Below are 18,852 nucleotides of genomic sequence, written 5' to 3' on the forward strand. Positions count from 1 at the left end.
GCAGACGGGAAGGGCCCGGCGTCCCGAAGCCGGGATGCCGGGCCCTTGACCGAGGCGCGCGCTCAGGCGGGGCGGATGTTCTCCGCCTGCGGGCCCTTCTGGCCCTGCGTGACGTCGAACTCGACCTTCTGGCCCTCCTGCAGCTCGCGGTAACCCTGGCTGGCGATGTTGGAGTAGTGGGCGAAGACGTCGGGGCCGCCGCCCTCCTGCTCGATGAAGCCGAAGCCCTTCTCGCTGTTGAACCACTTCACTGTGCCCTTGGCCATGACTGTCTCCTTCGAGGGGAACCGGACGCGCACCCTGCACGCCCGGGAGGTGATCGCCCTGGTCCGGAGAGGCGCTGAACAGCAAGAACGCCCGTGACGGCGATCACGGGCGAACGGAACTTCGGAACCACGACTGCTGATTACAACGCTATAACGGCATGACCGAAGCCGCTAGCGAAAACGCGCCGGCATGCGGCCCGGAGTCATCGAGGGGTGCGCACACCAGTGCGATCGGGGCGGCCACCAGGCGAACGGTTCACAGGTGGATCACACAGGCAGTGGATCACCTTGTCCCGCTCCCGGGTACCGTCAGGGGATGAGTCATCCGCATCCCGAGCTGAAAGCCGCCCCGCCCCTTCCCGAGGGAGGGCTGCGGGTCACCGCCCTGGGCGGCCTGGGTGAGATCGGCCGCAACATGACCGTCTTCGAGCACGCGGGCAAGCTGCTCATCGTCGACTGCGGCGTGCTGTTCCCCGAGGAGACCCAGCCCGGCGTGGACGTGATCCTGCCGGACTTCACCTCGATCCGGGACCGGCTGGACGACATCGTGGCCGTGGTCCTCACCCACGGCCACGAGGACCACATCGGCGGCATGCCGTACCTGCTGCGCGAACGGTCCGACATTCCCGTCGTCGGCTCCAAGCTGACGCTGGCGTTCCTGGAGGCCAAGCTCAAGGAACACGGCATCCGGCCGCGCACGGTGCGGGTGCGGGAGGGCGACCGGCGCGGCTTCGGGCCCTTCGACTGCGAGTTCGTGGCGGTCAACCACTCCATCCCCGACAGCCTCGCGGTCGCGATCCGCACCCGGGCCGGGATGGTGCTGCACACCGGCGACTTCAAGATGGACCAGTTCCCTCTCGACGACCGCATCACCGATCTGCGCGCCTTCGCCCGCCTCGGCGAGGAGGGCGTGGACCTGTTCCTCACCGACTCCACCAACGCCGAGGTCCCCGGCTTCACCACCTCCGAACGCGAGCTGAACCCGGCGATCGAGCAGGTGATGCGCACCGCGCCGCGCCGGGTCATCGTCTCCAGCTTCGCCAGCCATGTGCACCGAATCCAGCAGGTCCTGGACGCCGCCCACCAGCACGGCCGCAAGGTGGCCTTCGTCGGCCGGTCGATGGTCCGCAACATGGGCATCGCCCGTGACCTGGGCTACCTGAAGGTCCCGTCCGGTCTGGTGGTGAGCACGAAGGAGCTGGAGAAGCTCCCGGACCACAAGGTCACTCTGGTGTGCACCGGCTCTCAGGGCGAGCCGATGGCCGCGCTGTCACGGATGGCCAACCGCGACCACATGATCCGCATCGGCGAGGGCGACACCGTCCTGCTCGCCAGTTCCCTCATCCCCGGCAACGAGAACGCCATCTACCGGGTGATCAACGGCCTGACCCGGTGGGGTGCCCACGTGGTCCACAAGGGCAACGCCAAGGTGCACGTCTCCGGACACGCGAGCGCCGGTGAACTCGTCTACTGCTACAACATCGTCAAACCCCGCAACGTCATGCCCGTGCACGGCGAATGGCGCCACCTGCGGGCCAACGGCGACCTCGCCATCCGTACCGGCGTCGACCCCGAACGGGTCGTCATCGCCGAGGACGGCGTCGTCGTCGACCTGGTCGACGGGCGCGCATCCATCACCGGCAAGGTGCCCGCCGGCAACGTCTACGTGGACGGCATGGAGGTGGGCGGCGCGACCGAAGCGTCCCTCAAGGACCGCCTCACCCTCGCCGCCGAAGGCGTGGTCACGGTGGTGGCGATCGTCGACGCGGACACCGGCGCCCTCACCGAGGCCCCCGACTTCCTGGCCCGCGGCTTCGTCCACGACGACACGACCTTCGAACCGGTCATCCCCGTCATCGAGAAGACCCTGGCCGCCGCGGCCGAGGAAGGCGTCGGGGACGCGCGCCAGCTCGAACAACTCGTCGCCCGCGCCGTGGCGAACTGGGCGTTCCGCACCCACCGTCGCAAGCCCCTCATCATCCCCGTCATCATCGACGCCTGAGCCGCAGCGGGGCGCGAACCGGCACACCGCGTCATTGCGAAGGAATGCGAAACTCGAACTCGGGACGGTCCCACGGCACGGCGGGCGGGTTCGCGAGCGCGGTCCCGGTCCGCACTGCGCCGACGCGGTGGTAGAAGCTCTCGGCGGGAACATGCGACACGACCTTGACACGGTCGAGCCCGGCGGCACGGGCCTCGGACAGCATGTGCGCGACGAGCAGCAGTCCGATACCCCGTCCTTGCGCTTCGTCGGCGACGAACAGCAGGTCGAGCTCCGGTGGAGCGAGGACCAGCGAGTAGAAGCCGAGGACCCGGCCCCCGTGCTCGTCGGCGCCCACGGCTACGAAGGCACGGTGGGCCTCGATGTAATCAGGACCGACCCGGTAGCCCGCGACTGCGGCTGCGTACTCGCCCTCATAGGCACGTGAACCACGCACGAGCCGCGTGAGCCGTTTGGCATCCCGCGCGACGGCCCTCCGTATGGTGATCGGCTGGCTGATCCGGGACGTGCGTGAACTCATCGGGGGAGTATTGCGCACCGGGGGGTCGGACGGATGAGCGGGTGCGACGGCAACCAGTCGATCACATGCCGAAGCCGCGCCCGAGCACTCCCGTGCGGCTCCGGCGTCTCACGGCTCCGGCGCCATGATCACACCGGCCACAGCGAGAGCGTCTCACCGGGGTGAGCCGAGTTCCCCATTCGCCCGTCCCTGGCCGGGCCACATGTCGTCGTACGCAGCGTCCATGAACTGGACCTGCGGCCCGCGCAGCGCCGACGCGTCGGCCGTCTCGCCTCGGGCCGCCTCAGCAAGGCGGAACGCATAACGATAGGTAGCGCCCCGCAAGGGCTCGGTTCTGGCCGCCAGGTCGATCTCGGCCTGAGCAAGCCACAGATCATCGACGAGCCGGCCGAGCTCGGAATCGGCCGCGGGGCCTGCGGCCTCCGAGCGTGTGAGCGCCACCTTCTCCACCTGCAACGCGATCCTCACGAACTTCAGAACCGCGTTCTTGAGCTCGGCCCGGTGAGCGGCTGCTTCCTGGACCTCGAGCTGTCGCGTGCTCGCACGCGAGACGAGGTACTGACCGAACAGCGACCCGCCCGCGCCGAGCACCACCCCTGCGAGAGACAACAGCGCCGGCCCCAAGGTTCCCCAAGATCCCATGGGTGGAGTCTCTCAACATCGATCCACCCCTTGGGGAGGGCCGGGACGCCCGCCCACCGCGGACAGCTGGGCGTTGCACTCCTGCTGCAGGCCGAGGTCGTTCCACATCGGGTGGTGGGGTGCGGCGTTGGAGCACACCACCGCGCCCCAGGCTCCGGCGCGTGCGGAGGCGGTCACCGCCAGACGGCAGAAGGCCGCGCCCACCGGGCCCTCTTCGAAGGTGCCGTGCAGCGGGGTGTAGCCGATCCAGCCCTCACCGAACACGAACGGCACGCCGGTCTCGGCGGACCAGTCTGCGGCGGCGTCGATCCAGGTGCGCAGCTGCTGTTCCATCGCCGTCCGGTGGACGGCGTAGCGTTCGTACAGCCAGGCGTCCCAGCGTTGCGGGTCGCACCAGTCGTGCACGTACACCTCGCGGTGGCCGACCACGGTGGCGTCCAGGCGCCAGCGGTCGCCGGCCGGTGGCGCCCAGTCCTCCAGGGCCGGTGCGCCGGGGCGCAGCAGTTCGCGCCGGGCACGTTCCTGAGGGAAGGGGCGGGAGGGGTCTCTCAGGGCGAACGTGTCCAGGAGTTCGTCCAGGACGCCGTAGACGTAGGGGTGGAAGACGGCGACGTCGATGTCCCGGGGCACTCCGCGCAGGGAACCGACCGGTACGCGGGCGTAGTTGACGGTCACCATTCGTTCGGGGTGCCGCTCGCGGAAGCGGGCGAGTCCCCTTTCCAGCCGGGGGCGCAGGGCGACGACGAGGTCACCGGTGAGGCCCTCGGTGAGGAAGCCGCCCTGGACCTCGTTGTGCAGCTCGGTGAACGCGATCCGGTCGTCCAGACCGCCGTGGTCGGCGAGGAAGTCGATCAGGTCGGCGAGTGCGTCGGCCAGGGCCGTGGGGCGGTGTTCGGGATCGACGGCCATCAGCGCGTCGAACCAGGCACGGTCCTCGGCGAAGGACGACGACTGCTGGTACTCCCAGCTGGAGAGGATGACGAAGGAGTCGTGCCGGCGGGCGGCTTCGAACAGCGCCAGCAGGTGGGCGCGCGCGTCGATCTGTGTCGTCGCCGGTACGTCGTACCAGCGCACGCGCTGGGCGTAGGCGCCTCCGAGGGGGCCCAGGCGCAGGCGGCCGGTGTCCAGGCCGGAGCCGAAGAGCAGGTAGGGCATGGCGCAGATGCGCACGGTGTTGTAGCCGCGCTCCACCGCCTGGGCGAATGCGGCGTCCAGGTCGGCGAAGGGTTCACCGGGGCCGGTGCGGGTGTACCAGGTGAAGTCCCACAGGGTGATCTTCAGGGTGTCGGGGAGGTGGCTGGGCCGTGTGACGGGCATGGCTGGATGGCCTCTGGGTCAGGGGGCTGGGGTCGGTGAGCCGGCCGGGACCGGGCGGTCGTCCCGGCCGGCTCCTCGTCAGGCGTGTCTCACCAGGTGCGGAAGGCGCTCAGGCCGGGCAGTGCCCTGTGCGTCCGGTTGTAGTCGAAGAAGGAGGTGTCCTCGACCTCGTTGTCGCCGCCGACGATCCAGCCGTTCGGGTCGGCTCCGTCGGCGAAGTCGATCGCGATCGGGTCCCAGTACGAGATCCCCACCACCTTGCCCGTGTCGTACATGGCGCGGAAGAACTCGCGGGTCCACCGCAGCTGCCCGTCGGGGGTGGCGCCGTAGTTCTCGGGGCCGTCGGGGTCGAGATTGTTCTGCGCGATCAGGGTCGTCTCGCTCGCGCCGCTCGCCTCGAGTGTCGAGGGGTAGCCGGTCTCCATGGCCATGACAGGCTTACCGCTGGCCGATCCCACCCAGCTCGCGAAGTTCGCCAGGGACGCGATCGACATGTTCGTCCAGAAGGGATACAGCGACACGCCCATGATGTCGTAGTCGAGCCCGTTCGCCCGTGCGCCGGCGATCCAGTCCGCGTAGGCGGTGCGGTCCGGGGTGGTGAGGTGGATGACGGTCCGGCTCGTCGGGGAGGTGTCCCGCACCGCCTTCGACGCCGACTTGAGCAGCGCGAAGTAGTCGGCGGGGCTGGTCCAGCGGCTCACGTCCGCGAGGGCGTTGTTGATCTCGTTGCCGAGGGAGACGTACTCGGGTGTGACGCCCGCGTCCTTCATCGCCCGGACGGAGGCGGCCGTGTAGTCGTAGACGGCCGTTTCGAGCTGGCCCTGCGAGTAGCCGGCCCAGTCCTCGGGACGGATCTGGAGGGCCGGGTTGGTCCAGAAGTCGCTGTAGTGGAAGGAGAGGAGGATCTTCATCCCCCGTGCCTTGGCGTCCTGCGCGTTCTTGACCGCGTCGTCGATGTCCTGCCAGCCGGGCTGGAGTTGCTGCTGCTGTCCGTTGTTGTTCACGACGGCACCCGGCTTGTTGTAGACGCGGATGCGGGCCAGGTCGAACCCCTGCGGGGCGAGGATGTCCAGCACGTCCTTCTGACGGCCGGCACTGTCGGCGTACTGGCCTCCCGCGGCGGCGTTCATCCGCCGGTAGGTGATGTCCCCGCCGACCGCCATCGCACCACCGGATCCCGGTGTGATGCGCGTGAAGGCGAAGTCGTCGGCCTGGAGCGTGCCCTCCCCGGAGTTCGACCAGATGCCGACGGTGCACGAGGAGCTGAGCACGGAGACGCTGAGTGTCACCCGGGTCCACTGCGAGGACTGGGGGAGGTCGAGGCTCTGGGTGGTGTCACCGCAGGAGTACGCCTGGAGGCCCGCGGAGGTCACCCCGTTGTTCTTGATCCAGGCGGAGAGGGTGTAGGTGCCCCGCGTCAGACCGGTCAGGGTCTGCACCGTGTTCACCGACCACTGGCCCTTCCTCCCGTGGCCGAGGCCGGTCGTCCCGCTGTGGGGGCTCGCGGTCTGCGCGTACGCGGAGTTCGGGGTGCCGATGTTCGTCCAGCCGGTCAGTCCGCTCTCGAAGCCGGGATTCACCAGGAGGTTGGATTCGCTCGCGGCGGTGCTCTGGGGTGCGGTGGCGAGCGTGGTCGCCGTGAGCAGCAGGCCGACGGCGGTCGCTGTCGCACCACGTTTGTGGATATGCACTGGAACGACTCCTCGATGTGTAGGGGTGGGTCAGCTCTTGACGGCGCCGGCGGTGAGTCCTTCGAGGAGCTGCTTGCGCAGGACGAAGAAGACCACCAGGCTCGGGATCGCCGCGAGCACGGCGCCGGCCAGGACCAGGTCGTACTGTCGGCCGGTGGCGGCGAAGAGGGCCTGCAGCCCCATCGGGAGGGTGTAGTCGGCGGGGTCGCTGACCACGATCAGGGGCCAGATGAGGCTGTTGTAGCTGTTGAGGAAGGACCACACGCCCAGCGCGCCCAGGGCGGGGCGCAGCAGGGGCAGGACGACGCGCCAGAAGAGCCCGAACTCGGTGCACCCGTCGACGCGTGCGGCGTCCAGCAGGGCGTCGGGCACGGACTGCTCGGTGAACTGGCGCATCATGAAGATGCCGAAGGCGGGGGCCACCCAGGGGACGACGAGCGCGAAGTACGGGGTGGTCAGATGGGCCTTGGCGACCATGATGAACAGCGGGACGACGATCACCGCGAACGGGACGGCCAGCGAACTGAACATGATGTTGAACAGGGCGTTCTTGCCGCGGAAGCGGTACTTGGCGAAGGCGAAGCCGGCCAGGGCGCACAGCACGACCGAGGCCGCGGTGGAGATGAGGGCGACCACGGTGCTGGTCAGCAGCCAGCTCCAGAACGGGTTGGCGTCCAGCAGGCCCCGGTAGTTGGCCAGGGTGGCGGGCGAGGGCCACAGCTCGGGCGGGTAGCTGAAGATGTCGGCGCGGTCCTTGAAGGACGACGACAGGGCCCACAGCAGCGGCAGTGCGAAGACGAGCAGCAGGGCGATCAGGAAGACGTAGAGCAGGGTGCGGCTGATCCTGCCGCGGGTCCGGCCGGCCGTGGGCCGGACCGTGGGGTCGAGCGTGGTCATCGGTCATCCCTTCCCACTCCCAGCAGGCGCATGGCGAGCCGGCCGAGGACGAACACGGCGACGAAGAGCAGCACGCCGGCCGCCGCCGCGTAGCCGAGCTGCTGGCGCTGGAATCCGGCGCGGAAGATGAACATGGCGACGGACAGGGTGGATTCGCCGGGGCCGCCCTGGGTGAGCAGGAACGGCTCGTCGAAGATCTGCGCCGTGCTGACGAGGACGGTGACCGCGACGAACGCGGTGACCGGGCGCAGGCAGGGCAGGGTGACGTTGCGGAAGCGGCTGACCGGTCCGGCGCCGTCGATGGCGGCCGCCTCGTACAGTTCGCGCGGCACGTTCTGCAGCCCGGCCAGGAAGAAGATGGTGAGGTAGCCGGTCCACCGCCACAGCACCAGGATGACCACGGCGACGCGCGCCCAGTCCGGGGAGCCGAGCCAGTCGATGCCGCCGAACCCGAACAGGGCCTGGCCCAGGGCGTTCAGGAGGCCGAACTCGTTGTCGAAGAACAGGCCGAAGACCAGGGTGACGACGATCGGGGAGATCACCACCGGCATGAAGTAGGTCAGCCGGAACAGATCGCGTCCGCGCAGGCCCCGTGCGTTGAGGGCCTGGGCGATCAGGAGGGCCGCCGGGAGCACGACGCACATCGTGAAGACGACGTACAGGGTGGTGTTGCCGACGGCGGTCCAGAAGCTGTGGTCGCCCAGCAGGTCACGGTAGTTGCGCAGGCCGACCCACGTCGGGGTCCCCAGGCCGGCCCATTCGGTGCAGCTGAGACAGAGACCGATCAGGATCGGCACCAGCATGAACAGGCCGTACAGCAGATAGAAGGGCGAGATGAAGACGTACGGGGCCCAGGTGCGCTGGCGGCGCATCCACCAGGTGCGGGACGCGGCGCCGTCGGCGGAGGCGTCCTTCACCGCCGCGGGGACGGCGGGCGCGGAGCGAGTGGGCGGCGGAGCGGTCATCGTTTCACCTGCTGTCGGTAGGCCTTCAGCCCCGCCTCGAGGGCGGCGGCCGGCGAGGTGCGGCCCTTGAGCGCGTCCAGGACCGGGCCGCCCAGCACGTCGGTGAGGATCTGCATGCCGGGGGCCTGGTAGAAGAGGGGGAGGTCGGCGGCGGCCTCGCCGTAGACGTCGAAGACGCGCTGGCCGCCGAGGTATTCGTCCTCGACCGTGGTGAGTTCCGGGTCCTGGTAGAGGGGTTCGAGGGTGGGCAGGAAGCCGCCGTTGCGGTAGCGCAGGATCTGGCCCTCGCGGGTGAGATAGACGCGCTTGAGGAACTCCAGTGCTGCCGCGGTGGTCGGCTTGTCCTTCAGTACGGCGAAACCGGTGCCGCCCAGGGTGGAGCCGATGTGGCCGCCGCCCTCGAAGCGGGGCAGGGTGCGCATCCGCCAACGGCCCTTCTGGTCGGGCACGTTGGCCTGCAAGCCGTAGACGTTGTACCAGTTGGGCATGGCGGTGGCCGCGAGCCGCCCCGACTTCAGGGCCGCCGCGCAGGCGGCTCCGTACGGGTCGGGCAGGGCCAGCAGGGCTCCCGAGCGGACCCCCCGGGTCATGAGCTCCAGGACCTCCAGGGCCTCGGGCGAGTCCAGGGTCAGCTCGCCGGCGGCGTCGAAGAAGCCTCCGCCGCGCTGGAGCAGGAACTGGTTGAACCCATTGACGATCGCGCCGTTGTCCCCGGTGGACACCATGCCGATGCTGGTCCTGTGGTCCTTGGCGAGGCGTTCGCCGTGCTCCAGGAACTCCTCCCAGGTCTCGACGGTCTCGGGGACCCGGTACTTGTCGAACAGGTCCTGCCGGTAGTAGAGGACCGTGATCGAGTTGTCGGAGTCGAGGGCGTAGGGGACCTTGTCGACCGTGTACGGGGCGAGCTTGAGCAGGTCGTCGCCGAACGGGCGGACGGTGTCGCTCAGATCGACGAAGAGGTTCTCGGCGATCCTGGCGTTCATCACCCGGGGGAACTGGTCGATGATCAGCCCGGCGAGGTCGGGGGTGTCGCCGTCGGCGACGGCCTGGGCGATCATGCGGGTCACGACATCGCTGCCAGCGGCACTGGTGGGCTTCACGGAGTAGGTGAAGCGCGAGCCGCGCATCAGCCGCGCGTCCTCGGCCGCGTCCTGGAAGGTCTTGATGTAGCCGGGGTCGTGGGTCCACAGGCTGATGCGCGCCTTTCCGGAGCGCACGGGTGCGGCGGCCGAGCTGCCGCAGCCGGCCAGCGCGGGGGCGGCCAGCAGTCCCAGGCCGGCGCCGCCCGCTGCTCTCAGCAGGCTTCGGCGGCTGATCTCAGTCACGTCCGTCCCCCGAGTCGCGCAGCGCTGTGCGGGGCACGGCCACCAGTTCGACGGCCTCGACGGCGGCGCGGTCCCGTGCGGCATCCAGTCCCGCTCGGGCGGAGGCGTCCACGTAGACGGCGGAAGCGGGGTTCAGGGGCAGCACGCGGATCTCGAGGCCGTGGCGTACGGCGGCCTCGGCGTGGCGGCGCAGGCCGATCTCCCAGTCGGGCCCGTACCAGAAGTGGTCGGCGATGAGCTTGCCGTCGATGTAGGCGCGGGCGGCGTCGCCGGTGTAGCGCACGCGCAGGAGGGTTTCCGTCCCGGCGTTGAGGGCCTGGTCGTCCAGTGCCTCGGCGGGCACGGTGATCCGGAAGACGGCCGCCTTGTCGAAGTCCGCGTCCAGCGGCGCGGAGGCCCGCTGGTGGGGGCCGCCGGTGCGGGCCGGCGCGGCCACGGCCTGCTCCCGCACGCACTCCAGGGCCGGCTGCGGCAGGTGCGGTGGCGCGGCCGACTGCCAGCGGGTGAAGGCGCCGTCGGTGGCGGACTGCCCGATGCCTTCCCCGTACAGGGCGTCCGGTGCGGGGAGCAGCGCGAGGGACGGGGCCGGGGAGGAGACGTGCAGGTGCAGTGCACCGCCGTCGGCGACCACGAGGTCCTCGCTGAGGGCGAGCCGCTCACGGCCGTAGGCGTGCACCTTGCTCAGCCTCAGGGCCAGTTCGTGGGAGAGCACGAGGATCTGGGCGGTGCCGGACGAGCCGGTCACGGTCAGCAGGGCGTCGGTGCCGGGTTCGGTGAGCGTGGCGAGGGTGTGGTCGGCGGTGCGTTCCAGGCGGGCCGGGCCCTCGACGGCCGCGTCCAGGGGCAGGGCGAGGGTGGCGGGGATGCCGTCGGCGGCGGCCAGCACGTTCAGGGGTGTGCCGTCGTCCAGCGTGATGCGGGTGGCGGGCTGCGCGGTCGCCCAGTCCAGGCGCAGGCCGCTGCCCAGGTCCAGGCCGATCGGCCAGACGAAGTGCGCCCCGGACGGTACGGTGACCGGCTGCGCGGGCAGGGTGACGGTCCGGCCGCCCTCGAGCCGGACGCGGAACCGGACCCCCGTGTGGTCGGGGAGCGTGGTGTACGGGTCGTGGTTGTTGACGAACAGGAAGCCCTGGTCACCGGCCGAGCGGACCGCCCAGCGCAGGGTGGTGTCGTCGTCCAGCGACGTGGGCTCGGCGTCCGGGAGCGCCATGGGCATCCGGGCCAGGTCGGCGCCGTGGCTCTCCAGGAAGAGGTGCTGCAGGCGCAGGCCGTGGAAGGTGGGGCGCACCTGGCCGTACTCGCCGAGCGGTGCCTGGAAGTCGTAGGTGACCGTCGGCATGTCGTTGGGGTAGCCGGTGGCGTGGCTCTCCTGGTTCGGCTCCTTGAGATCCAGGCGCTGTGAGCTGCCGTGGTAGAGGTAGTAGCCCTGCCAGACGGAACCGCTGCCCAGCTTCGTCAGGGCCAGCGAGGTGATGTCGGCGGGCCGCACCAGGGGCCGGCGGTGGTAGGCGATGGCCATGCCGCCGCCCAGCTCGCAGGTGGCGTACGGATAGCGGCCGGTGTCCGGGCCGGTGCCGGTGGACGAGGTGGACCGCAGGTCGGCGCCGATGGCGAAGTCGTCACGGATCGCCGTGAAGAAGAAGTGGCGTCGCATGTCGCGGGCCGGGCCCAGGCCGGCGTCCTCCCAGAACACCTCCGAGTAGCCGCCGTACAGCGGCAGCAGGGTGTCCTGCGGGATGTCGGCCGCTCCCCAGGCGGTCGCCGTCCACAGCGGGGCGCGCATGCCGAACTTCTCGGCCATGCGCCGCAGCGTGGCCAGGTGGCCGGGGTCGTCGTAGAGCTCGTTCTCCACCTGAAGGGCGACGATCGGGCCGCCGTCGTCGTGGAAGAGGCCGCGCAGCTCCTCGGCGATGCGCCGGTAGTACGGCTCGACCAGCGCCAGGTAGGCCGGGTCGTCGCTGCGCGGGGTGCAGTCGACCTCGCTCAGCCAGTCGGGGTGGCCGCCGTTACGGCACTCGCCGTGGGACCACGGGCCCAGTCGCACCACGAGGGCCAGGTCGAGTTCGGCGCAGAGCTCCACGAAGCGGCGCAGGTCGAGGTCGCCGTCGAAGCGCAGGAGTCCGCGCTCGTTCTCGTGCTGGTTCCAGAACAGGTAGGTGGCGACCAGGTCGATGCCGCCCGCCTTCATCTTGAGCAGTTCCTCGCGCCACTCGGCGGCCGGGTACCGGCTGAAGTGGAACTCCCCCATGGCGGGGATCCAGGGCCGGCCGTCCCGGATCAGGCTCTGGCTGTCCACGGTCAGCGAGTGCGGCGCGGTGGCGGAACTGCCCATCGGCAGATGCCCGGTGAGGACCGGGGGCGCTCCGGGGGCATGCAGGGACAACATGACAATCGGCTCCTACAAGAGCGGCTCGGTGAAGTGCGTTCATCGTGGGTGGGGCCCGCACCCCTGTCAAGATGTATTCATAATTAACGTGCAGAGCTATGATGGACCTGCTCCAGCACCGACCGCTTCCCACCGCGAGGAGACCACCGCATGGCGTCCTACACCGGCCGCGGCGTACACGGGCAGATCGTGCACACCCTGGGCACCCGCATCGTCGGCGGTGACCTGCCCGAAGGCGCGATACTCGACGTCCGCGCACTCGGTGAGGAGCTGGACGTCAGCCTGACCGTCATGCGCGAGTCCATGAAGGTCCTCGCCGGCAAAGGGCTGATCGACGCCCGCCAGAAACGCGGCACCTTCGTCCGGGAGCGCAAGCACTGGAACCTGCTCGACGCGGACCTCATCCGCTGGCAGGTGGAGAGCGGCGGCGGTCAGCGGCTGATGCGGGACCTGGCCGACGTGCGCTCCATCGTGGAACCCGCCGCCGCGCACCGGGCCGCGCTGCACCGCACCGACGACGACCTGGACGCGATGCGCGGTGCCCTGGAGGCCATGGCCGAGGCGCACGCCCACTCGCCGGCGGACGCCGCCGAGGCGGACGCGGCGTTCCACCGGGCCCTGCTCAACGCCACCGGCAACGAACTGCTGGCCCGCATGGACCTCCTCCTGACGCCGGGACTGCGCGAACGCGACCGCGTGGTGCACTCCCACAGCCAGGCGTCCGACCCCCTGCCCAGCCACCAGGCCGTGTTCGACGCCGTACGCGACCAGGACGCGGCCCGGGCGGAGCTGGCCATGCTCGACCTGCTGGCCCAGGCCACGCACGACTTCGACCGGGTCACCGGGGACCGGCACGCCGCACCCCACTGATGCCGCGCCGGGCTTCCCGGACCACGGCATCGGCGGGGACGCACACCGCTCACGCGGTCAGAGGCGCTGCTCGGCGCCGGGGGTGACCGGAGCGCCGGCCGTGCAGGAGGCGCGAAGCACGGCCCCGTCCCACGGACCCGGGTCGGCCAGCCCGTACGCGGCCGTCGTCACGACGAGGTGCTGTCCGGTCAGGCAGACGGCGCTGGGCTGGAGGGCGGGAACGTCCACCGTCTGCAGCAGCCGCCCTTCAGGGCTGTAGCGGCGTATCTGGCTGCCGCCCCAGATCGCCGACCAGATGCAGCCCTCGGAGTCGACCGTCATGCCGTCCGGGCTGCCCACCTGGGGGTCGATGCGGAACACCGGTCGGCGGTAGGACAGTTCGGCCGTGTCGGGATCGACGCTGAACGCCTCCACCGTGCCCGCGGCGGAGTCGGCGAGATAGAGGGTGCGGCCGTCCGGGCTGAAGGCCGGCCCGTTGGGAACGGTCAGCCCCTTCAGGACGCAGGTCACCGAGCCGTCGGTGTTCCACCGGTGCAGCGCGCCGGCACCGGGTGTGGCGTCGTACGCCATGGTGCCGGCCCACATCCGCCCGGCGGGATCGCAGACTGCGTCGTTCATGCGCTGTGGGCCGCCCGGCTGGGGAGCCACCGGCACCGTACGGATGGTCTTCCCGGACTCGTCCAGAACGGCGAAGGCCATACCGGTGGCCGCGGCCCAGCCGCGAGGGCCCGGGCCGGAGCCGCCCAGCGGGGCGATGGCACCCAACGGCTGTGCCAGGTGCGCCAGTTCCAGCAGGGGTGCGGTGTCGTCCTCGGGCAGCCGCAGGAGTCTCCCGGTCAGGATGTCGACGAGGACCACGCTGCCGTCGGACAGCAGGCGTGGTCCTTCACCGAGTTCCAGCCGATCGGGCGTGACGGGTGCGAAGGTGCCGACCGGCTGGTGCGCGGGCGCGGGCATGTGACGGCCTTTCGGATAAGAGGGGGGCAGGAGTCCGCCGGGCGGGCTCAGCGCACCGTTGCGCCGGGTGCCGCGTCCAGGAGGGCGAGTTCGTCGCGGTGGGGCAGCCCTTCCCAGTCACCTGAGCCGGCGACGGCGAACGCGGCGGTGCGGGTGGCGCGGTGCAGCCTTTGTCCGGGCGGCAGTTCGTCCAGGACGCCGGAGAGGTATCCGGCGCAGAACGCGTCGCCGGCGCCCACCGTGTCCACGACCGGTACGGGGTGGGCCGGGGCGTGCACGACCTGATCGGCACTGAGGTACAGGTCCGCGCCCTTTGCTCCCCGCTTGACCACGACCTCCCGCACGCCACCGGCGAACAGTTCGGCCACCCGGTCCGTCTCCGGGGTGCCGGGGTCTCCGGCGATCAGGGGCAGTTCGTCGTCGGAGGCGATGACGATGTCGATCAGGCGGAGCAGCGGGCGCAGGGCGGCCGAGGCGGTCGCCGCGTCCCACAGGCGGGTGCGGTGATTGACGTCGAAGGACACGGTCCAGCCGTGCTCGGCGGCGTGTTCGGCCGCGGCGCGCACGGTGTCCAGCGGTCCGGAGCCCAGGGCGCAGGTGATGCCGGTCAGGTGCAGGAGGCGGGCGCCGGTGGTCAGAGCGCTGTCCAGGTGCGCCGGCTGCAAGCGGGAGGCGGCGGATCCGGAGCGCCAGTAGTGCACGCGGGCCAGATCGGCGACCCGGCGCTCGCGCATCAGGGCTCCGGTGGGGGCGTCGGGATCGACGGTGGCATGGTCCACGTGCACGCCTTCGCCGCGCAGTGTCCGCAGGATCATCCGGCCGGGTTCGTCGGCACCGAGGCGGCCGGCCCAGCCGGCCCGGTGCCCCAGTCGGGCGAGGCCCACCGCCACGTTGGACTCCGCGCCCGCGACCGCCGTGCGGGCCACGCCACCCGAGGTCAGGGCACCGTCCACCTGGAGCGAGAGCATCGTCTCGCCGAACGTCAGGGCCTCCAGCGGGACGGTGCTCATGCGGCGTCTCCCGCCGCGCACACGCTGAGGAACTCCCGGGCCCGGACGCGCAACTGGGCCAGGTCGCCGCCCCGCGCCGCATCACCGAGCAGGGGGGAGCCCACGCCCACGGCGACGGCACCCGCGGCGAAGTACGCCCGGGCGGCTTCGGCGTCCACTCCTCCCACCGGTACGAACGGCGTGTCGGGCAGCGGGTCGCGCAGCGCGCGCAGATAGCCGGGGCCGCCCAGGGAGGCGGGGAACAGCTTGACCGCGGCGGCGCCGCATCGCATCGCGGTCACCGCTTCCGTGGGGGTAAGCGCGCCGGCCAGTACGGGCACGCCGAGTGCGACGGCGTGCTCGAAGCCCTGGTCCAGGGCGGGCGTCACCATCCACCGGGCTCCCGCGTCCCGGGCCCGCAGGGCGTCCTGCCGGGTGACGACCGTGCCCGCTCCGATGACGGCGTCGGCGCCCGCCTCTGCGACGGCCTGCCTGATGACGGTTTCGGCGTCGGGCGTCGTCAACGAGATCTCGATCAGGCGCACGCCCTCCTCGGCGAGGGCCAGGACGCCGGCCAGCGCGGCCTTGGGGTCACTGCCGCGCACGATGGCCACCAGCCGGTTGCGGCGCAGTTCGTGGGTGAAGTCGGTGTGGTTCAGCATGGGTTGTTCTCCGTCGTGCTCGGCGGGGGCGGGGTCACCATTCGGCGAACGAGCCGTCGGCGTGACGCCACAGGGGGCCGCGCCAGTCCGGGGCGCTGTCGTTAGCGCGGCGTACGGCCTGTTCGTCGACCTCGATGCCCAAGCCGGGGCCGAGGGGTCGGTTGATGTGGCCCTGGTCGAACCGGAAGACCGCGGGGTCGACCAGATAGTCGAGGACCTCGGCGCCGGCGTTGTAGTGGATGCCGATGCTCTGTTCCTGGATGAGGAAGTTCGGTGTGCTGAAGGCGACTTGCAGGCTGGCGGCGAGGGAGATCGGGCCCAGTGGGCAGTGCGGGGCCAGCAGCACGTCGAAGGTCTCCGCCAGCGACGCCATGCGCCGTACCTCGGAGATGCCACCGGCGTGTGAGAGGTCCGGCTGCAGCACGGCGATGCCGGCCTGCAGTGCGGGCAGGGCGTCGGTGCGGGAGAAGAGGCGCTCTCCGGTGGCGACGGGCACCGTGGAAGCCGCCACCACTTCGTGCAGTCGGTGGGCGTGCTCCGGCAGGACGGGTTCCTCGACGAACAGCGGGTGCAGCGGGGCGAGTTCGGGCAGCACGCGGCGGGCGTTCGCGGTGGTGAACCGGCCGTGGAAGTCGAGCGCGAAGTCCCGGTCGGGCCCCAGCACCTCGCGGGCGATGCGGGCCCGTTCGACCACGGCGTGGACTTCGGCGGCGGTGGCCATCTTCCCGGTCCGCCCGGCGGCGTTCATCTTCACCGCCGTGAAACCGGCCTCGACCTGGGCCCGGACGGCGTCGGCGATCTCGCCGGGTTCGTCGCCGCCCACCCAGCTGTAGGCCCGTACGCGGTCGCGCACGGGGCCGCCCAGCAGCACATGCACCGGCACGTCGAGGGTCTTTCCCGCGATGTCCCACAGGGCCTGGTCGATACCGGCGACGGCGCTCGACAGGATCGGGCCGCCCCGGTAGAAGGTGCCCTTGGTCATGACCTGCCAGTGGTCCTCGATGCGCATCGGGTCCTGGCCGACGAGGTACTCGGCGAGCTCGTGCACGGCCGTGCGCACGGTGGCGGCCCTGCCTTCCACCACCGGCTCGCCCCAGCCCACCACACCGTCGTCGGTCTCGATGCGGCAGAACAGCCAGCGGGGCGGTACGGCGAAGGTCTCAACCCGGGTGATTTTCAAGGGAGATGGCTCCAAGACAGGGAATGGAGGAGGGGCAAGAGGGGTGCGTGCGGGGTGCGGGGTGCTCACGAGGAGTTCTTCAGCACGCTCCATCCACCGTCGACGACGAGGGACGCCCCTGTCACGAAGGACGCGTCGTCGCTGACGAGGAAGGCGACGGCGGCGGCGACCTCCTCCGGGCGGCCCAGGCGGCCCGTTGCGGTCTCGGCGGCACTGGCCCGCCGGTCCTCCTCGCCGATGGCGTCCCATGCCTGGGTCAGAACCGGGCCGGGCAGCACGCTGTTCACCCGCACCTGCCCGCCGTACTCGACGGCCAACTGCCGGGCCAGTCCCGTCAGGCCGGCCTTCGCGGCCGCGTAGGCGGGCCGTCCGGGCAGGCCGACCAGGGCGTGCACCGAGGACACCAGCACGACGCTTCCGTCCGTGGCCCGCAGATCGTCGAGGCAGGCCCGCACGCCGAGGAACGATCCGCTCAAGGTCACGGAGAGTTGCCGGTTCCACTCCTCGGCGCTGGTCTCGTGGGCCGCCGCGACCCGGACCGTGTAGGCGTTGCTCACCAGGGCCCGGACCGGGCCGAAGGCGTGGCGAGCGATCTGGACCGCCCCGTTCCACGAGGACGCGTCGGCGACATCGCAGTACTGGAACAGCGCCTCCCCGCCGTCCTCGCGGATGCCGGCGGCCACCGCCTCTCCGGCCTCGGCATCGATGTCGGCGAGGACCACGCGGGCACCCTCGGCGGCGAGGCGACGGGCCGTGGCGGCCCCGATGCCGGACGCGGCTCCACTGACGAGCGCGCACCGGCCGCTGAGGCGCTCCGAGAGGGTTACCCGTGCGGGAAGCATGGAGAGGACTCCTGTGACTGAGGCAGGCAACGACGGGGACATTAAATATTAATTATCGAGGAACGCCAAGAGGTACCTCTGGCCAGAACGTGGACTTGTCGACAGGTCGCCTCCTCCTCCACCCTTCCAAGGTCACTTGTGACCGTTTGGGGGGATCATGCCGTTCGGCAGTGCAGACAGGGCCCAGTTGCAGCGGATCACGGACCAGCTCGGCAGGATGAGCACCGACCTCGCAGCTCTCAAGCAGCAGGTCGCCGACCAGCAGCACACCATCGACCAGATCCGGCAGGATGCCACCGCCGCCATCAACACCGGCCTCGCCGAGATCCGATCCGTCGCCCGCGAAGCCATGGCCCGTACCACCGACCTCGTCACCGGCCCGCTCAGCCGCATCAGCACCGAGATCGTCGGTCTCCGCGGTGCCGTCGAGCAGATCGACGGCCGGCTCAGCGCCGCTCCCGCTCCCGAACCCGAGCCCGAGACTGCGAGCCGACAGGATGCGCCGCAGCTCGCCGCAGGAGGCGAGCCACCGAACCCGCCCACCGGCGAAGTCACACCGAGTCCGGAGCCCGAGCCCGGCAGTGACGCCGCCGGTCCTGACCCGGCCGTTCTGCGGGCCGCCGCCGGCGTCGCCCACGCGACGGTGGAGGCACACCGCGACACCTGGGCTTTTCTCGTCCAGGTCGCCGGCCGCGCGCAGCACTTCCACATCCCGGGCGAAGTCAGGGACGACGACGGGTTCGTCAGTGTTCGCTTCTCCGGGCCGAGCCTGGTCGCTGCCATCACGAGTCTGAGCCAGATCACGAGGACCGCCACCAACCCGGTCACTCAGGCCATCGCCGACCACATCCAACAGAAGATCACCAACGCCGTGGAGGAGATCATCACCCGTCCGGGCAGCGACGGTGACGGCAAACCGGTCCGGATCGTGATCGACGACCGTGCCGCCCCGGTCGAGGCAGACGGTGCGCAGGAGCGAGCCGCCGGGTCACGTCACGGGACGTGACGTAGCGTCAGTGCCTCCGCGTAGGGGGTGCCGGTGCGTTGCGCGTACGTCATGCGGTCGCGGGCCTCGCGCAGGGTGCGGGGGCGGTAGCCGGGGCCTCCGCAGCAGGTCTTGTGGAAGCGCACGCCTGCGTGCAGCAGGACCGAGAGGGTCCGCCATGCGGCGGTGTCGCGGCGTCGGGGGGCGGCGAAGGCCGAGCCCACGTGGATCAACGGGTTCGCGCACCGCGGGCATGTGCGTTGCCGGTCCCGGTCGTAGGGCTGCTTGTATGACGCCCGGCAGGGCAGGCAGACGTACGACGTCTTGGCGTGGGGCATGCCGGCAGGGTAGGGGCC

General features: G+C 70.8%; 18 protein-coding genes. 3 read left to right on the top strand and 15 right to left on the bottom strand.

From position 1 onward, the window contains the following. Positions 1-62: 62 nt before the first annotated feature. Positions 63-266: a cold-shock protein gene (locus AB0412_RS08190; protein WP_014670069.1), complete on the bottom strand. Its 204-nt coding sequence runs from the start codon at positions 264-266 to the stop codon at positions 63-65. A 316-nt stretch (positions 267-582) separates the two neighbouring features. Here AB0412_RS08190 and AB0412_RS08195 point away from each other — a divergent pair, with 316 nt between their 5' ends. Further along, positions 583-2,268 (top strand): ribonuclease J, encoded by a 1,686-nt coding sequence (locus AB0412_RS08195; RefSeq protein WP_366401688.1) that lies wholly within the window; start codon positions 583-585, stop codon positions 2,266-2,268. Positions 2,269-2,299: 31 nt separating this feature from the next. Here AB0412_RS08195 and AB0412_RS08200 read toward each other — a convergent pair whose 3' ends face one another. From AB0412_RS08200 to AB0412_RS08235, 8 genes are all read right to left on the bottom strand, one after another. Further along, the gene (locus AB0412_RS08200) at positions 2,300-2,788 is read right to left on the bottom strand and encodes a GNAT family N-acetyltransferase (protein WP_366401689.1); all 489 of its coding nucleotides are present in this window, start codon (positions 2,786-2,788) and stop codon (positions 2,300-2,302) included. Positions 2,789-2,941: 153 nt separating this feature from the next. After that, entirely contained in the window at positions 2,942-3,430 is a 489-nt protein-coding gene (locus tag AB0412_RS08205) for a hypothetical protein (protein WP_366401690.1), read from the bottom strand. A 12-nt stretch (positions 3,431-3,442) separates the two neighbouring features. Then, a complete protein-coding gene (locus tag AB0412_RS08210; RefSeq protein WP_366401691.1) occupies positions 3,443-4,747 on the bottom strand; it encodes a cellulase-like family protein in 1,305 nt (434 codons plus the stop codon). Positions 4,748-4,836: 89 nt separating this feature from the next. Continuing rightward, on the bottom strand, positions 4,837-6,438 hold the full coding sequence (locus AB0412_RS08215; protein WP_366401692.1) for a glycosyl hydrolase 53 family protein: 1,602 nt from the start codon (positions 6,436-6,438) through the stop codon (positions 4,837-4,839). Between the two features lie 30 nt (positions 6,439-6,468). Next, positions 6,469-7,335, bottom strand: a complete 867-nt coding sequence (locus tag AB0412_RS08220) for a carbohydrate ABC transporter permease (RefSeq protein ID WP_366401693.1) — start codon at positions 7,333-7,335, stop codon at positions 6,469-6,471. Beyond that, positions 7,332-8,300: a sugar ABC transporter permease gene (locus AB0412_RS08225; RefSeq protein ID WP_366401694.1), complete on the bottom strand. Its 969-nt coding sequence runs from the start codon at positions 8,298-8,300 to the stop codon at positions 7,332-7,334. Before AB0412_RS08225 ends, AB0412_RS08220 begins: the two co-directional genes overlap by 4 nt. Next, positions 8,297-9,625 (bottom strand): ABC transporter substrate-binding protein, encoded by a 1,329-nt coding sequence (locus AB0412_RS08230; protein WP_366401695.1) that lies wholly within the window; start codon positions 9,623-9,625, stop codon positions 8,297-8,299. Before AB0412_RS08230 ends, AB0412_RS08225 begins: the two co-directional genes overlap by 4 nt. Continuing rightward, entirely contained in the window at positions 9,618-12,011 is a 2,394-nt protein-coding gene (locus AB0412_RS08235) for a beta-galactosidase (protein WP_366401696.1), read from the bottom strand. The genes AB0412_RS08230 and AB0412_RS08235 overlap by 8 nt, the downstream gene beginning before the upstream one ends. A gap of 150 nt (positions 12,012-12,161) precedes the next feature. Here AB0412_RS08235 and AB0412_RS08240 point away from each other — a divergent pair, with 150 nt between their 5' ends. Further along, positions 12,162-12,881, top strand: a complete 720-nt coding sequence (locus AB0412_RS08240) for an FCD domain-containing protein (protein ID WP_366401697.1) — start codon at positions 12,162-12,164, stop codon at positions 12,879-12,881. Between the two features lie 57 nt (positions 12,882-12,938). Here AB0412_RS08240 and AB0412_RS08245 read toward each other — a convergent pair whose 3' ends face one another. The 5 genes from AB0412_RS08245 to AB0412_RS08265 form a co-directional block, all read right to left on the bottom strand. Beyond that, positions 12,939-13,838 (bottom strand): SMP-30/gluconolactonase/LRE family protein, encoded by a 900-nt coding sequence (locus AB0412_RS08245; protein ID WP_366401698.1) that lies wholly within the window; start codon positions 13,836-13,838, stop codon positions 12,939-12,941. 47 nt (positions 13,839-13,885) lie between these two features. Then, positions 13,886-14,848, bottom strand: a complete 963-nt coding sequence (locus AB0412_RS08250; RefSeq protein ID WP_366401699.1) for a sugar kinase — start codon at positions 14,846-14,848, stop codon at positions 13,886-13,888. After that, positions 14,845-15,489 (bottom strand): bifunctional 4-hydroxy-2-oxoglutarate aldolase/2-dehydro-3-deoxy-phosphogluconate aldolase, encoded by a 645-nt coding sequence (locus AB0412_RS08255; RefSeq protein ID WP_366401700.1) that lies wholly within the window; start codon positions 15,487-15,489, stop codon positions 14,845-14,847. The genes AB0412_RS08250 and AB0412_RS08255 overlap by 4 nt, the downstream gene beginning before the upstream one ends. A gap of 34 nt (positions 15,490-15,523) precedes the next feature. After that, complete coding sequence (gene dgoD / locus AB0412_RS08260; protein WP_366401701.1) at positions 15,524-16,669, bottom strand: galactonate dehydratase; 1,146 nt, start codon at positions 16,667-16,669, stop codon at positions 15,524-15,526. A gap of 65 nt (positions 16,670-16,734) precedes the next feature. Next, a complete protein-coding gene (locus AB0412_RS08265) occupies positions 16,735-17,511 on the bottom strand; it encodes an SDR family NAD(P)-dependent oxidoreductase (protein WP_366401702.1) in 777 nt (258 codons plus the stop codon). A 157-nt stretch (positions 17,512-17,668) separates the two neighbouring features. Between AB0412_RS08265 and AB0412_RS08270 the strand changes: the two genes are divergently transcribed. Beyond that, entirely contained in the window at positions 17,669-18,517 is an 849-nt protein-coding gene (locus AB0412_RS08270; RefSeq protein ID WP_366401703.1) for a hypothetical protein, read from the top strand. Here AB0412_RS08270 and AB0412_RS08275 read toward each other — a convergent pair. Next, a complete protein-coding gene (locus AB0412_RS08275; protein ID WP_366401704.1) occupies positions 18,505-18,834 on the bottom strand; it encodes a deoxyxylulose-5-phosphate synthase in 330 nt (109 codons plus the stop codon). The genes AB0412_RS08270 and AB0412_RS08275 overlap by 13 nt on opposite strands. Positions 18,835-18,852: the final 18 nt, after the last annotated feature.

This window comes from Streptomyces sp. NPDC052012 (genome assembly GCF_040689265.1).
In the GTDB taxonomy this organism is placed as follows: Bacteria; Actinomycetota; Actinomycetes; order Streptomycetales; family Streptomycetaceae; genus Streptomyces.

Bases quoted from the DNA above. Each gene is read 5' to 3' on its own strand.
- AB0412_RS08190 (WP_014670069.1), bottom strand. From the start codon at position 266: ATGGCCAAGGGCACAGTGAAGTGGTTCAACAGCGAGAAGGGCTTCGGC.
- AB0412_RS08255 (WP_366401700.1), bottom strand. From the start codon at position 15,489: ATGCTGAACCACACCGACTTCACCCACGAACTGCGCCGCAACCGGCTG.
- AB0412_RS08265 (WP_366401702.1), bottom strand. From the start codon at position 17,511: ATGCTTCCCGCACGGGTAACCCTCTCGGAGCGCCTCAGCGGCCGGTGC.
- AB0412_RS08210 (WP_366401691.1), bottom strand. From the start codon at position 4,747: ATGCCCGTCACACGGCCCAGCCACCTCCCCGACACCCTGAAGATCACC.
- AB0412_RS08250 (WP_366401699.1), bottom strand. From the start codon at position 14,848: ATGAGCACCGTCCCGCTGGAGGCCCTGACGTTCGGCGAGACGATGCTC.
- AB0412_RS08205 (WP_366401690.1), bottom strand. From the start codon at position 3,430: ATGGGATCTTGGGGAACCTTGGGGCCGGCGCTGTTGTCTCTCGCAGGG.
- AB0412_RS08245 (WP_366401698.1), bottom strand. From the start codon at position 13,838: ATGCCCGCGCCCGCGCACCAGCCGGTCGGCACCTTCGCACCCGTCACG.
- AB0412_RS08240 (WP_366401697.1), top strand. From the start codon at position 12,162: ATGGCGTCCTACACCGGCCGCGGCGTACACGGGCAGATCGTGCACACC.
- AB0412_RS08275 (WP_366401704.1), bottom strand. From the start codon at position 18,834: ATGCCCCACGCCAAGACGTCGTACGTCTGCCTGCCCTGCCGGGCGTCA.
- AB0412_RS08270 (WP_366401703.1), top strand. From the start codon at position 17,669: ATGCCGTTCGGCAGTGCAGACAGGGCCCAGTTGCAGCGGATCACGGAC.
- AB0412_RS08235 (WP_366401696.1), bottom strand. From the start codon at position 12,011: ATGTTGTCCCTGCATGCCCCCGGAGCGCCCCCGGTCCTCACCGGGCAT.
- AB0412_RS08220 (WP_366401693.1), bottom strand. From the start codon at position 7,335: ATGACCACGCTCGACCCCACGGTCCGGCCCACGGCCGGCCGGACCCGC.
- AB0412_RS08200 (WP_366401689.1), bottom strand. From the start codon at position 2,788: ATGAGTTCACGCACGTCCCGGATCAGCCAGCCGATCACCATACGGAGG.
- AB0412_RS08195 (WP_366401688.1), top strand. From the start codon at position 583: ATGAGTCATCCGCATCCCGAGCTGAAAGCCGCCCCGCCCCTTCCCGAG.
- AB0412_RS08225 (WP_366401694.1), bottom strand. From the start codon at position 8,300: ATGACCGCTCCGCCGCCCACTCGCTCCGCGCCCGCCGTCCCCGCGGCG.